At 72.4% G+C, this 12,756-nt stretch carries 11 protein-coding genes and 1 riboswitch; of the genes, 2 read left to right on the forward strand and 9 right to left on the reverse strand.

Annotation, left to right across the window (positions count from 1 at the left end):
• Positions 1 to 2: 2 nt before the first annotated feature.
• Entirely contained in the window at positions 3 to 830 is an 828-nt protein-coding gene (locus CU044_RS37755) for a sulfurtransferase (protein WP_129773581.1), read from the reverse strand.
• 211 nt (positions 831 to 1,041) lie between these two features.
• Between CU044_RS37755 and CU044_RS37760 the strand changes: the two genes are divergently transcribed.
• Positions 1,042 to 1,818: a VOC family protein gene (locus CU044_RS37760; protein ID WP_129773582.1), complete on the forward strand. Its 777-nt coding sequence runs from the start codon at positions 1,042 to 1,044 to the stop codon at positions 1,816 to 1,818.
• Between the two features lie 69 nt (positions 1,819 to 1,887).
• Here CU044_RS37760 and CU044_RS37765 read toward each other — a convergent pair whose 3' ends face one another.
• From CU044_RS37765 to CU044_RS37780, 4 genes are all read right to left on the reverse strand, one after another.
• Complete coding sequence (locus CU044_RS37765; protein WP_129773583.1) at positions 1,888 to 2,529, reverse strand: thymidine kinase; 642 nt, start codon at positions 2,527 to 2,529, stop codon at positions 1,888 to 1,890.
• A gap of 69 nt (positions 2,530 to 2,598) precedes the next feature.
• On the reverse strand, positions 2,599 to 3,795 hold the full coding sequence (locus tag CU044_RS37770) for a nucleotide pyrophosphatase/phosphodiesterase family protein (protein WP_129773584.1): 1,197 nt from the start codon (positions 3,793 to 3,795) through the stop codon (positions 2,599 to 2,601).
• Positions 3,795 to 4,391, reverse strand: coding sequence for a DUF5998 family protein (locus tag CU044_RS37775; RefSeq protein WP_129773585.1), 597 nt, complete (start codon positions 4,389 to 4,391; stop codon positions 3,795 to 3,797). The genes CU044_RS37770 and CU044_RS37775 overlap by 1 nt, the downstream gene beginning before the upstream one ends.
• Positions 4,392 to 4,488: 97 nt before the next feature.
• The gene (locus tag CU044_RS37780; RefSeq protein WP_129773586.1) at positions 4,489 to 7,368 is read right to left on the reverse strand and encodes a bifunctional GNAT family N-acetyltransferase/acetate--CoA ligase family protein; all 2,880 of its coding nucleotides are present in this window, start codon (positions 7,366 to 7,368) and stop codon (positions 4,489 to 4,491) included.
• Positions 7,369 to 7,534: 166 nt separating this feature from the next.
• Between CU044_RS37780 and CU044_RS37785 the strand changes: the two genes are divergently transcribed.
• Complete coding sequence (locus CU044_RS37785; RefSeq protein WP_030350167.1) at positions 7,535 to 7,816, forward strand: HPr family phosphocarrier protein; 282 nt, start codon at positions 7,535 to 7,537, stop codon at positions 7,814 to 7,816.
• A 119-nt stretch (positions 7,817 to 7,935) separates the two neighbouring features.
• Here CU044_RS37785 and CU044_RS37790 read toward each other — a convergent pair whose 3' ends face one another.
• The 4 genes from CU044_RS37790 to CU044_RS37805 all read right to left on the reverse strand — a co-directional run bounded on the left by CU044_RS37790 (position 7,936) and on the right by CU044_RS37805 (position 12,731).
• On the reverse strand, positions 7,936 to 8,625 hold the full coding sequence (locus CU044_RS37790; protein ID WP_129773587.1) for a GntR family transcriptional regulator: 690 nt from the start codon (positions 8,623 to 8,625) through the stop codon (positions 7,936 to 7,938).
• Between the two features lie 193 nt (positions 8,626 to 8,818).
• Positions 8,819 to 9,595: a M23 family metallopeptidase gene (locus tag CU044_RS37795; RefSeq protein WP_129773588.1), complete on the reverse strand. Its 777-nt coding sequence runs from the start codon at positions 9,593 to 9,595 to the stop codon at positions 8,819 to 8,821.
• Between the two features lie 13 nt (positions 9,596 to 9,608).
• A riboswitch (cyclic di-AMP (ydaO/yuaA leader) is annotated at positions 9,609 to 9,776 on the reverse strand.
• Positions 9,777 to 9,963: 187 nt separating this feature from the next.
• Positions 9,964 to 11,346 (reverse strand): pitrilysin family protein, encoded by a 1,383-nt coding sequence (locus CU044_RS37800; protein ID WP_193564174.1) that lies wholly within the window; start codon positions 11,344 to 11,346, stop codon positions 9,964 to 9,966.
• A gap of 17 nt (positions 11,347 to 11,363) precedes the next feature.
• Positions 11,364 to 12,731, reverse strand: a complete 1,368-nt coding sequence (locus tag CU044_RS37805) for a pitrilysin family protein (protein WP_193564175.1) — start codon at positions 12,729 to 12,731, stop codon at positions 11,364 to 11,366.
• Positions 12,732 to 12,756: the final 25 nt, after the last annotated feature.

Genomic DNA, 12,756 nt, shown 5'->3' on the forward strand with positions numbered 1-12,756 from the left:
ACTCACTGGGGGTCCGGGCCCTTGGCGACCGGACGCGAGGTGTCGGCGGACCATTCGGACCAGGAACCGGCGTACAGCGCCGCCGGGATGCCAGCGATCTCCAGGGCCAGCACCTCATGCGCGGCCGAAACCCCCGAGCCGCAGTAGACGCCGACCTTCGAATCGCCGGTGACGCCCATCTTCGCGAAGCGGGCCACGAGGTCCTGAGCCGGGCGGAACCCACCGTTTTCAGCCACATTCTCCGACGTGGGCGCCGACAGCGCGCCGGGGATATGGCCGCCGACGCGGTCGATCGGCTCGACGTCACCGCGGTAGCGCTCGGCCGCCCGCGCGTCCAGGAGGAGCCCCTCGCGGGCCAGGACCGCCGCGGCGTCCGCGTCCAGCAGCGGGAGCGCGCCGGGCGCCGGGGTGAAATCGCCCTCCGCCGGCGTCGGGATCTCGGTGGTCACCGGGCCGGTCCAGCCGGCGAGTCCGCCGTCCAGGACCCGGACGTCCGGGTGGCCCGCCCAGCGCAGCAGCCACCAGGCGCGGGCCGCCGCCCAGGACTGTCCGCCGTCGTACACCACGACCGGCGTGTCCTGCGAGACTCCGGCCCGGCGCATCGCCGCGCCGAAGGCCGCCACCTCGGGCAGCGGGTGCCGGCCGGCCGCGCCCGGCGGGCCCGCCAGCTCCTGATCGAGGTCGATGTAGACGGCGCCCGGCAGATGACCGGCCTCGTACTGCGCGCGTCCTGGCGGACCGCCGAGCTGCCAGCGGGCGTCGAGCAGGACGGGCGGGCGCGGCCCGTCCGACTCGCAGGCGAGTTCTGCTGCGGTGATGATGGCTGTCATGGAGGCCATCCTCGCGTACGATCCGGGCCGCTCGTAACGGTGGAGAAACGGGGGGTAAACAGCGAATCGAGATCCCGCCAAATGCGGCGCGGCCGTCCGGCGCCGGATGGCGGTGGGTGACAGCATCTCCACGGCCGTACGGCCATGTCCCGCAAGGCGGCTCACGCTCGTCCAAGGGCCGCCACCACGAAGGTCCGAGGAGAGAGTGACGATGACCGAGGCAGCGATCCGGCGCACACCCGGCACACCCTGCTGGGTGAGTCTGATGGTGCACGGCCTTGCCGCGACCGAGGAGTTCTACGGAGCGCTGTTCGGCTGGGAGTTCGAGCCGGGACCGCAGCAGCTCGGACCGTACGTCCGCGGACTGCTCGACGGCAAGGCGATCGCGGGCATCGGCCAGCTGCCGCCGGACCGGCAGCTGCCCATCTCCTGGATGACCTATCTGGCGACGGACGACGCCGATCTGACGGCCGAGACGATCAGGAGCTGCGGCGGCACCGTCGGGGTGGGACCGCTGGACGCGGCCGAGGCCGGCCGGATGGCCATAGCCGCGGACCCGTCGGGTGCGGTCTTCGGGATCTGGCAGGCGGCGGCGCACATCGGCACGGCCGTGGCCGGAGCCCATGGCACCCCGATCTGGAACGAACTGATCACGCGTGAGACATCCTCGGTCGGGAAGTTCTACGAGGCGCTCTTCGACTATGACGTGGAGGAGGTCGTCTCCGCCGACCTCGACTTCATGACGCTGCGTCTGGAAGGCCGCCCCGTCGCCTCTCTGCACGGCGTGGGCCGGTCCCTCAACCGCGATCTCGGCTCGCACTGGATGACGTACTTCGAGGTGGACGACCTGGACGCCGCCGCGGGACTGGTGGCCGAACTGGGCGGTCATGTGATCACGCCACCGCGCGAGGAGCAGTACGGCCGGCTCGCGACGGTCGCGGACCCGGAGGGCGCGGTCTTCACGATCGTACGGTCGGCCGCGCGCTGACCGGCGGCGTGCCGGCCACCGCCGCCCCGGTCCGTGACGTGCCTCGGAGGCATGGCCCGGCGGCGCGGCTCAGACCGGGAGCACGTCCGGGGAGAGGGTGGCCGCCCGCGCGGTGGCCGCCGTCATCCGGCGGCGGTGATGGCGCCGGCACAGCACCTCGTACCCGACCTGGTTCCCGTTCTGGTGGACATCCCCGACCACGACCTGCGCCCCCTCGACCACCATGGCGCCGCCGACCGTCCGCGCGTTGTGCGTGGCCCGCGCGCCGCACCAGCAGAGCGCCTCGACCTGGAGGACCTCGACCCGGTCGGCCAGCTCCACCAGCCGCTGGGAGCCGGGGAAGAGCTTGGAGCGGAAGTCGGTGGTGATGCCGAAGGCGAAGACGTCCAGTTCCAGATCGTCCACCACCCGGGCGAGCTGGTCGACCTGCTCGGGTGCGAGGAACTGGGCCTCGTCGGCGATGACGTAGTCGCACCGGCCGCCCTTGGAGAGCCGGTCCACCAGATACGCGTAGAAGTCGAAGCCCTCGGCGGCCTCGACGGCGTCGGTCACCAGGCCGAGGCGGGAGGAGAGCTTGCCCTCGCCCGCGCGGTCGTCACGGGTGAAGATCATGCCCTGGAGCCCGCGCGCGGAGCGGTTGTGCTCGATCTGAAGAGCGAGGGTGCTCTTTCCGCAGTCCATCGTTCCGGAGAAGAACACCAGCTCTGGCATGAGGGGGTGACGGCCTTTCGGTGAGCAGAGAGGAGAGCCCGGAAACCGCGACGCGCGGTCCGTCAGGCGCTAAGAGCGTACTTCGAGGAGCGGGACGAGCTGCTCGACGGGGGTTATCGAACCATGCATCCCGACCATCGCCGACTCGTGCGGCTCCCGTACGGAGGCGGTGATCACCACATCGTCATGGGCCGCCGCGACGACATCGCCGATCCTGCCGTACACCCGCTCGTCCATCGCGCCGGGCGGTCCGAACCAGCCCGCCGCGATCGCCTCGTCCCGGCTCGCCACCCAGAAGCGCTCGCCGAGCACCTCGCGCCAGACGGTGAGCACATCGGTTTCGGCGCCCGGTACGGCGTAGACATGCCGGGCCCGGCCCTCGCCGCCGAGGAGCGCCACCCCGGCGCGAAGCTCCCAGTCCTCGTCGAAGTCGATGCGCGACTCCTCGTCGAAGGGGATGTCGATCATGCCGTGGTCGGCGGTCACATAGAGCGCGGCCCGGGGCGGCAGTTGCTCGGCGAGGCGCTGCACGAGCCGGTCGACGTACATCAACTGGCCCCGCCAGGCATCGGAGTCGACGCCGAAGCGATGGCCCTTGCCGTCGACCTCGCTGTAGTACGTGTAGACCAGCGACCGGTCCCCCGCGCCGAGTTGCTCGGCCGCCAGATCCATCCGCTCCTCGCCGGAGAGCCGGCCGAGGAAGGTCCCGCCGCTGAGCGCGACCTCGGTGAGCGGGGTGTGGGCGAAGGTCGGTGACGAGACCTGGGCGGTGTGGACACCCGCGGCGTCGGCGAGCTGGAAGACGGTGGGGTACGGCTGCCAGACGTGCGGCGCGGTCCAGGGCTTCCAGCGGAGCTGGTTCATCAGCGCGCCGGTCGCGGGGTCGCGGACCGTGTAGCCGGGCAGGCCGTGGACGGCGGGCGGCAGGCCTGTACCGACGGAGGCGAGGGAGGTCGCGGTGGTGGCCGGGAAACCCGCGGTGAGCGGGCGTCCCGTGTTGCCGCGCGAGCTGCCGAGCAGCGAGGTCAGATAGGGCGCTTCGTCCGGGTGTGCCGTGATCTGTTCCCAGCCGAGACCATCGATCAGAAAGACGCAGTTCCGGTCGGCGGGGGTCAGTTCCGGGATGGCCGCGGTCAGGTTCGGTACGCCCTGGCCGGCTGCGAGCGTCGGCAGCAGATCGGCGAGCGAGCCGCTGCCGTACTCGGGCAGCGGCGCGGTGTCGAGGGCGAGCGGGACGGGGTCCTGCCAGAGGGCTTCGGCGGCCATCAGCGGCCGGGCGCCGTTCCGGCGGCGGTGGCTTCGGAGAGGGCCTGGGCGAACGCGAGCGTCTGGCGCACGGTGTCGGGGCCGTCACCGGCCTCGCTGACGCGCAGGCTCAGATCGTCGGCGGTGGAGCTGCCGGTGTAGCCGTGGTCCGCCTCGCAGTTGGGGTCGCCGCAGGCGGCGGGCTCCAGATCGATCCGCGAGACGGCGCCCCAGCCGATGGTGAGAACGACCTCACGCGGCAGGGTGCCGGGGGTGTACGACTCCGGGTTGGCGACGACGCGGCTGACCACGACCGACGAGATCCGGTCGAGCTTGACCGACTCGGTGGAGGTGGTGGCGTACGGGGTCGGGGAGCTGGAGTCGGCGGCCTGCTCGTCGGTGTGGCTCACGATGAAGCGGTGGGCCGTCAGCACGAGGACGGTGACATGCCTGCGCACCTCGTTGGCGTCGAAGGTCGTCTCCTGATGCACCAGGTACGACGCGATCGGCTCGCCACCGACAGCGGCCTCCACCGCCTCGGCCACGAGAGCCGGGTAGTAGCCGCTGCGCTCGATCGCCGTGCGCAGCCCCTGGGTCGTCGTACCGGTCTTCGCCATGGGCTCCATCCTACGGTGGCCGGGTGGCTGCCGGAGACGCTCCGGAGGGGCCTCATCCGGCCGGAACCTCCGGGACCCGACCGGCGGTCGGCGCCGGTCAGTAGCTGGGGAGGCTGCGCGGGCCGAGGTCGTCGCGGGCGGGCGGCGGTGCGAGCCGGACGTTCGCGCCGAGGACGGTCAGTCCACGCGTGGCGACGACCACGGGCTCCAGGGTGACGGAGACGATCTCGGGGTGGTCGTCGACCAGCCGGGAGACCCGCAGGAGCAGCTCCTCCAGCGCGGGGGTGTCGACCGGGGTGGAGCCGCGCCAGCCGAACAGGAGGGGCGCCGAGCGGATGGACCGGATCTGCTCGGCGACATCGCGGTCGGTGGCCGGTACGAGCCGGTGGGCGAGATCGCCGAGGAGTTCGGAGGGCGCGCCGGCGAGCCCGAAGGAGAGCACGGCTCCGGCGGCGGCGTCGATGGCGGCCCGTACGACGGTGTCCACGCCGCGCGGGGCCATGGCCTGGACGACGGGCCGCAGCTCGGCGGGGCCGCCGAGGGATTCGGTCAGCTCGCGGTGGGCGAGGCGCAGTTGTGCCTCGTCGGCGAGGTCGAGCCGTACGCCTCCCAGGTCGGAGCGGTGGCGCAGATGGGGCGCGGTCGTCTTGAGCGCGACGGGGTAGCCGAGCCGGTTCGCCGCGGCCACGGCGTCGTCGGGACCGGGCGCGGGGAGGGTGGGGCGTACGGGGATGCCGTACAGCCCGAGCAGTTCCCGGGTGTCGGCCGCGCCGAGCGGCACGCCGTGGGGGTCGGGCGCGTCTCCGAGCAGCCGGGCGATGAGCGCGGCGGCCGCGCTCTCGTCGATGGCGTCGTCGAGGTACTCGGGCACCTTGCCGGGCTCGGCGCTCTGCCGTCGCCACTGCGCGTACCGGACGGCTTCGGCGAGCGCGCGGACGGCGCGTTCCGCGGCGGGGTAGGCGGGGATGCGGCCGGACGCGGCGGGGGCGGGGGCAGGCGGTTCAGCGGGGGCGGCGGCGTGCGCGGGCGGTGCGGCGGGGGCGGGCGGGGCACTGGCGGGGTGCGGAGGCGCGGACGGGGGCGCGGAGGCGGGGGCGGACTCGGCCGGGCCGCGCGCGCTGCGTTCCACCACCGCCAGCGCCTCCGCCAGGCCCTCGATCTCCACATGGACCACCGCGACCGGCTTCCCCGGGACGCTCGTCACGGTCTCGCGCAGCACGGTGCCCAGGGCGCCGCCGTCGGCGGGGTCCGTCGTACCGGTCTCCCCCACGTGCGGGATCGCGGTCACCACCACCGCGTCGACGGCCGGGTCGGACAGGGCCAGGGTGAGGGCGGCGCGGAAGTCCTCCGGGGTCGCGGCGGTGGTGAGGTCGCGGGGTGGCGAGGGGCGCAGGCCCTCCGTCAGACAGGCGTCGTAGGTGAGCAGACCGAGGGATTCGGAGTTGCCGAGGATCGCCACGCGCGGGCCGGCCGGCAGGGGTTGGGAGGCGAGCAGGAGGCCGGCGTCGACCAGTTCGGTGACCGTGTCGACCCGGATCACCCCGGCCTGCCGCAGCAGCGCCGAGACCGTCGCGTCCGGGATACGGGTGACCGGGACCGCGTGGCCGGGCGGCGCGCTGCCGCTGTGCCGCGCCCCTTTGACGACCACGACCGGCTTCAGCGCCGCCGTACGGCGGGCGAGCCGGGTGAACTTGCGCGGATTGCCGATCGATTCGAGGTAGAGGAGGGCGACATCGGTGTCCGGGTCCTCGTACCAGTACTGGAGGATGTCGTTGCCGGAGACGTCCGCGCGGTTGCCCGCGGAGATGAAGGACGACAGGCCCGCGCCGCGCCGGTAGAGCCCGGAGAGCAGGGCGATGCCGATGGCTCCCGACTGGGTGAACAGTCCGATACGGCCCCGGTCGGGCGGCTCGGGCGAGAGGGAGGCGTTCAGCCGGACCGCCTCGGCCGTGTTGATGATCCCGAACGCGTTGGGGCCGATGATGCGCATCCCGTACGAGCGGGCCTGCCGCACCAGTTCGCGCTGGCGTTCCAGGCCCTCGGGGCCGCTCTCCGCGTAACCGGCGGAGAGGACCACCAGGCCGCGGACGCCGTGCCGGCCGCAGTCCGCCACCGCTTCCGGCACCTGCCGCGCCGGTACGGCGAGGACCGCGAGGTCGACGGGGTCGCCGATCGCCGCGACGGACCGGAAGGCGGGGACGCCGTCGAGTGCGCGCAGGTCCCCGGCGAAGGCGTGGTTCACCGCGTACACGCGTCCGGTGAAGCCCGCTCCGAGCAGATTGCGCAGGACGGTGCGGCCGACGCCGCCGGGCACGCGTCCCGTGCCGACGACGGCGACCGAGCCGGGCGTGAGCAGGCGCTGCACCGAGTGGGCCTCGGCGCGCTGTTCGCGGCCACGCTGCACGGCGAGGGATTCCGCGGTGGGTTCGAGGTCCAGGGTGAGACGTACGGAGCCGTCCTCGAAGCTGCGTTTCTGTGTGTAGCCGGCGTCCCGGAACACCTTGATCATCTTGTTGTTGGCGGGCAGGACCTCGGCGGCGAACCGCCGGATGCCCCGTTCGCGGGCGACCGCCGCGATGTGTTCCAGCAGGGCCGAGGCGACGCCACGTCCCTGGTGCGCGTCCTGGACGAGGAAGGCGACCTCTGCCTCGTCGGCGGGCGCGGTCGCCGGAAGCCCCCGCTCGTCGATGCGGTCGTACCGTACGGTCGCGATGAACTCGCCCCCCACCGTGACGGCGAGGCCCACCCGGTCCACGTAGTCGTGGTGGGTGAAGCGGTGCACGTCCCGGTCGGAGAGGCGCGGGTAGGGGGCGAAGAACCGGTAGTACTTCGACTCGTCGGAGACCTGTTCGTAGAAGCTGACCAGCCGCTCCGCGTCGGCGGTGGTGATGGGCCTGATCCGCGCGGTGCCTCCGTCGCGCAGCACCACGTCCGCTTCCCAGTGATCCGGGTACGCATGGTCCGACGGCGTCTCCATGGGCAAAGCCTACGGCGCGGGCGCCGACACGGCCCGGGGCCGTGGCACGGGACAGGTCCGGCGCCGGGGCCGGGGCCGGGGGTCCTTCCAGGGTCGGCACCGGAGCATTTCGTGGCACATGAGACGCTGGTCTAGACATCGTTTTTGAGACTTGAAGGGCAACACCATGGCTGAGCGCCGCGTCAATGTCGGCTGGGCCGAGGGCCTGCACGCCCGTCCCGCCTCCATCTTCGTCCGCGCCGCCACGGCCGCCGGCGTCCCGGTGACGATCGCGAAGGCCGACGGCAACCCCGTCAACGCCGCGTCGATGCTCGCGGTGCTCGGTCTGGGCGCGCAGGGCGGCGAAGAGGTCGTGCTGGCTTCCGAGGCGGAGGGCGCGGACGCCGCGCTGGACCGGCTGGCGAAGCTGGTCGCCGAAGGGCTCGACGAGCTTCCCGAGACGGTCTGAGCGTATTTCCGCGACGGAGCCGGGGTCCACTTGAATTCAGTGGACCCCGGCTCCGTTTTCCGTGCGGGCAGCAAAAAGGACACCCGGGCTATTTCTCTTCTTTGTATACGGCGCGATTGTTAATTGCGGACGCTCGCGATGTTTACGGCGTGTTGCGAAACCCTCACCTTTTCCCGGCCGCGTTCCGGTCTCTTCAGCCGGTGCACCGCCGCCGTACGCTCCGCGTGCAGCGCCGTCAGCGTCCGCGCCCGTTCCGCGTCGCCGCGCGCCACGGCGTCCACGATCGCGCCGTGCTCCGCCCAGGACTCCACGGGGCTGGCGGGCTGGTCGACCACGTACATCCAGGCGATCTTGTGCCGGAGCTGGGTGAGCGGGGCGGTGAGCGCCGGGCTTCCCGACGCCTGCGTGAGCGTCTCGTGGAACCAGGCGCCGAGTGAGCGCAGATCCTCGCCCTGACCTCTGCGGGCCCGCTCCTGCCCCAGTCTGACCAGGCCGCGCAGGACCTTGAGATGGGCTTCCGTACGGCGCTGGGCGGCGCGCGCGGCGCCCAGCGGCTCCAGCAGCAGCCGCACGTCGAGCAGGTCCGCCGCCTCCTGCTCCGTTGGTTCGGCCACACAGGCGCCGACATGGCGGCGGGTGGTCACGAAGCCCTCCGACTCCAGCGTGCGCAGGGCCTCGCGCACCGGGACGCGGGAGACGCCGTAGCGCCGTGCCAGCTGCTCCTCCGTGAGCCGACTACCACGTTCGAATACGCCGGAGATGATGTCGTCGCGAATAGCCGTGCATACCGAGTGCGCGGGAATGCGCATGTCCGAACCTCCGCCTTAATCCGCGCGAAACGCTGCCGATCGACGCCTGTTCCGTGACTCTATTGCAATCATCGCGAATTTCCGATGGGTGCCCGGAATCCATGGATATCTTTTGGCCAGCGGACCGTGGCGGGCGCGGGAGGCGACGCCGAAGGCCCCGGCGCAGCGCCGGGGCCTTCGGGGGGCGGATCGGTCAGACGTTCACGCCGTGCGCGCGCAGGTACGCGACGGGGTCGATGTCCGAGCCGTAGTCGGGGCCCGTCCTGGCCTCGAAGTGGAGGTGCGGCCCGGTGACGTTGCCGGTCGCGCCCGAGACGCCGATCGGCTGCCCCGGGGTGACGCTCTGGCCGACGGCGACACCGATCGAGGAGAGATGGCCGTACTGGGTGTACGTGCCGTCGCTCATCCGCAGCACGATGTTGTTGCCGTACGAGCCGCCCCAGCCCGCCTCGACCACGGTGCCCGCTCCCACGGCCACGACGGAGGTGCCGGAGGCGGCGCGGAAGTCGACGCCCGAGTGGCTGCCGGAGGACCAGAGCGAGCCGCCCGCCCGGTACCCGGTGGTGATGTACGAGCCGGCGATGGGGAGCTGGAAGGCGTTGAGGCGCTCGCGCTCGGCGGCCCGCGCCGCGCGCTCCTTCTCCGCGCGGAGCTCCTGGGCGCGGGCCTCCGCCTTGCGCGCGGCCTCCGCCTTCGCCGCGGCCTTGGCCCTGACCTCGGCGGCGGCCCGGCGCTGCGCGTCGGCCTGGGCGTCGATGGTGCCGGCGAGGGAGTCGTTGATGACCAGGGCCTGGGTCAGACCGGTCGGCCGGGCGGCGGCCACGCCGGTGTCGGCGGCGAGCGCCGGGGATGTGGCGAGGGTGCTGATGACGCCGGTGGCGGCGAGGGTCGCGGCACCCGCGACGCTCGCGCTCCTGCGGCTCATACGGCTGCGGGCACGATGCTTCCCGGTGGCACGGGTGAACGCCATGGGGTGGCTGGTCCTTTCCTTCCTTCTCGCCTACCGGGTTAGCTGACGGGTTCGGAGCAGGAAGGTCTCCTACGGGCGCCCTGCCGCACAGAGCGGCGGCGACACCCGATTCACCCCAGGGACTTCATGGGTCCCCGGCTCCCCAGGCTCGCGCCCGACGGGGACTCGGCGATGGCTGTCCGGTGCCGCGGACGCGGCGCAACTGGCGAACAGCCGGACCGACGTTAAGCGGGTGGTCTTTCAATCACCAAACAGACAGGCCCCTTTGTAGCGCACACCACAGGGCAGAAGCCACTCTCCCCCATAAAGAGGGACATAAAGGGAAACCCCGGCGGCCGAAGCCACCGGGGTTCCATGAAGAGGCCTGATCAGCCCGTGACGACCGTCACTTCGCCGATCCCGAGAGCCGTGACCGGCTCCTTGATCTGCGCGGCGTCACCGACGAGCACGGTGACGAGCCGGTCCACCGGGAAGGCGTTGACGGCCGCGGCCGTCGCCTCGACGGTGCCGGTCTCGGCCAGCCGCGCGTACAGCTGTGCCTGGAAGTCGTCCGGCAGGAACTGCTCGACCTGGTCGGCCAGCGTGCTCGCGACGGAGGCCGCCGTCTCGTACTTCAGCGGGGCCACCCCCACCAGGTTCTGGACGGCCACATCACGCTCGGCGTCGGTCAGCCCCTCGGCCGCGAGGGTGCGCAGCACCTTCCAGAGGTCGTCCAGCGCCGGGCCGGTGGACGCGGTGTCCACGGAGCCGCTGATGGCGAGCATCGCCGCGCCGGTCGCACCGCCCGGCGCGTCGGGCGCCGAGGAGCGCAGCACCTGGCCGAAGGCGCGTACACCGTAGGTGTAGCCCTTCTCCTCGCGCAGCACCCGGTCGAGCCGGGAGGTGAGCGTGCCGCCCAGGCAGTACGTGCCGAGGACCTGTGCGGGCCAGACCCGGTCGTGCCGGTCGGCGCCGATACGGCCGATCAGCAGCTGGGTCTGGACGGCGCCGGGCCGGTCCACGATCACCACGCGGCCCGTGTCGTCGGCGGTCACGGGCGGTACGGGACGGGGAGCGACGGTGTCGCCGGTCCAGGTGCCGAGAGTGTCGGCGAGGATCTTGTCGAGATCGACGCCGGTGAGATCACCGACGATCACGGCGGTGGCGGTGGCGGGGCGTACATGCGCCTCGTAGAAGGCGCGCACGCCCGCGGCGTCGATGCGCTCCACCGTCTCCTCGGTGCCCTGGCGCGGCCGTGACATGCGCGAGGAGGCCGGGAACAGCTCCTTGGAGAGCTGCTTCGCGGCGCGGCGGCCCGGGTTGGCGGTCTCGTGCGGGATCTCGTCGAGACGGTTGCGTACGAGCCGCTCGACCTCGCTGTCCGCGAAGGCGGGGGCCCGCAGCGCCTCGGCGAGCAGGCCGAGCGCCTTGGGCAGCCGGGAGACGGGGACCTCCAGGGAGATCCGGACGCCCGGGTGGTCGGCGTGCGCGTCGAGCGTGGCGCCGCAGCGCTCCAGCTCGGCGGCGAACTCCTCGGCGCTGTGCTTGTCGGTGCCCTCGGAGAAGGCCCGCGCCATGATGGTCGCGATGCCGTCGAGCCCCTCGGGCTCGGCGTCCAGCGGGGCATCGAGATTGATCTCGACCGCCACCACCTGCTGCCCGGGACGGTCGCAGCGCAGCACCGTCAGGCCGTTGTCGAGAGCGCCGCGCCCGGGGGCGGGGAAGGCCCAGGGCCTGGCCTCGCCGGCTGTCGGGCGCGGGTGGAAGTCCATGGTCACGGCAGCGTCGGTCACTGGTCCGCCCCCTCGTGCTCGTCGGTCTCGTCTTCATCGGCGGAGGCGTCGTCGCCGTCGGCGGTGACCGGTTCGTAGACCAGCACCGCGCGGTTGTCGGGGCGCAGCCGCGCCGCGGCGACGGTCCGTACCTCTTCCGCGGTGACGTCCAGTACGCGGGTCACGGCGGTCAGCGCCAGCTGCGGGTCGCCGAAGAGGACGGCGTACCTGCACAGTTCGTCGGCGCGGCCGGCGACCGTACCGAGCCGGTCCAGCCACTCGCGCTCCAGCTGGGCCTGGGCCCGCTCCATCTCCTCGGCGGTGGGGCCCTCCGCGGCGAAGCGTGCCAGCTCCTCGTCGACCGCGGCCTCGATCTCCGGAACCTCGACACCGCCGGACGTCTTCACGTCCAGCCAGCCGAGGGAGGGCGCGCCCGCCAGGCGCAGCAGCCCGAAGCCCGCGGCGACCGCGGTCCGGTCGCGGCGCACCAGCCGGTTGTGGAGCCGGGAGGACTCGCCGCCGCCGAGGACGGTCAGCGCCAGGTCCGCGGCGTCGCACTCACGGGTGCCGTCGTGCGGCAGCCGGTAGGCGGCCATCAGGGCGCGCGCCGGGACCTCCTCGTGGATCTCCTCGCGCAGCTGTTCGCCGATGGTCTCGGGGAGCGAGCCGTCGCGCGGCGGCTGCTTGCCGTCGTGGGAGGGGATCGAGCCGAAGTACTTCTCGATCCAGCCGAGCGTCTGCTCGGGGTCGATGTCGCCGACGACCGAGAGCACCGCGTTGTTCGGCGCGTAGTTCGTACGGAAGAACGCGCGGGCGTCCTCCAGGGTCGCCGCGTCCAGGTCGGCCATCGACCCGATCGGGGTGTGGTGGTACGGATGGCCCTCGGGGTACGCGAGCGCGGTCAGCCGCTCGAAGGCCGTACCGTAGGGCACGTTGTCGTACCGCTGGCGGCGCTCGTTCTTGACGACGTCCCGCTGGTTCTCCATGGACTCGTCGTCGAGCGCGGCGAGCAGCGAGCCCATCCGGTCGGCTTCCAGCCAGAGCGCCAGCTCCAGCTGGTGGGTGGGCATTGTCTCGAAATAGTTGGTGCGCTCGAAGCTGGTGGTGCCGTTCAGGGAGCCGCCGGCCCCCTGCACCAGCTCGAAGTGGCCGTTCCCCTTCACCTGTGCCGAGCCCTGGAACATCAGGTGCTCGAAGAGGTGGGCGAGTCCCGTACGGCCCTTGACCTCGTGCCGTGAGCCGACGTCGTACCAGAGGCACACCGCGGCGACCGGGGTCAGGTGGTCCTCGGAGAGCACCACGCGCAGGCCGTTGGCCAGGCGGTGCTCGGTCGCTGTCAGGCCGCCGGAACCGGCCTGCGCTGTGGCCGTGTGACCCATGGGCATGTACGTCCCTTCGATCGCGATATGG

It is taken from the genome of Streptomyces sp. L-9-10 (genome assembly GCF_004151105.1).
GTDB lineage: Bacteria > Actinomycetota > Actinomycetes > Streptomycetales > Streptomycetaceae > Streptomyces.

Excerpts from the sequence above, each read along its gene's own strand:
- CU044_RS37785 (WP_030350167.1), top strand. The coding sequence starts at position 7,535 with ATGGCTGAGCGCCGCGTCAATGTCGGCTGGGCCGAGGGCCTGCACGCC.
- CU044_RS37800 (WP_193564174.1), bottom strand. The coding sequence starts at position 11,346 with ATGGACTTCCACCCGCGCCCGACAGCCGGCGAGGCCAGGCCCTGGGCC.
- CU044_RS37780 (WP_129773586.1), bottom strand. The coding sequence starts at position 7,368 with ATGGAGACGCCGTCGGACCATGCGTACCCGGATCACTGGGAAGCGGAC.
- CU044_RS37765 (WP_129773583.1), bottom strand. The coding sequence starts at position 2,529 with ATGCCAGAGCTGGTGTTCTTCTCCGGAACGATGGACTGCGGAAAGAGC.
- CU044_RS37790 (WP_129773587.1), bottom strand. The coding sequence starts at position 8,625 with ATGCGCATTCCCGCGCACTCGGTATGCACGGCTATTCGCGACGACATC.
- CU044_RS37760 (WP_129773582.1), top strand. The coding sequence starts at position 1,042 with ATGACCGAGGCAGCGATCCGGCGCACACCCGGCACACCCTGCTGGGTG.
- CU044_RS37755 (WP_129773581.1), bottom strand. The coding sequence starts at position 830 with ATGACAGCCATCATCACCGCAGCAGAACTCGCCTGCGAGTCGGACGGG.
- CU044_RS37795 (WP_129773588.1), bottom strand. The coding sequence starts at position 9,595 with ATGGCGTTCACCCGTGCCACCGGGAAGCATCGTGCCCGCAGCCGTATG.
- CU044_RS37805 (WP_193564175.1), bottom strand. The coding sequence starts at position 12,731 with ATGCCCATGGGTCACACGGCCACAGCGCAGGCCGGTTCCGGCGGCCTG.
- CU044_RS37770 (WP_129773584.1), bottom strand. The coding sequence starts at position 3,795 with ATGGCCGCCGAAGCCCTCTGGCAGGACCCCGTCCCGCTCGCCCTCGAC.
- CU044_RS37775 (WP_129773585.1), bottom strand. The coding sequence starts at position 4,391 with ATGGCGAAGACCGGTACGACGACCCAGGGGCTGCGCACGGCGATCGAG.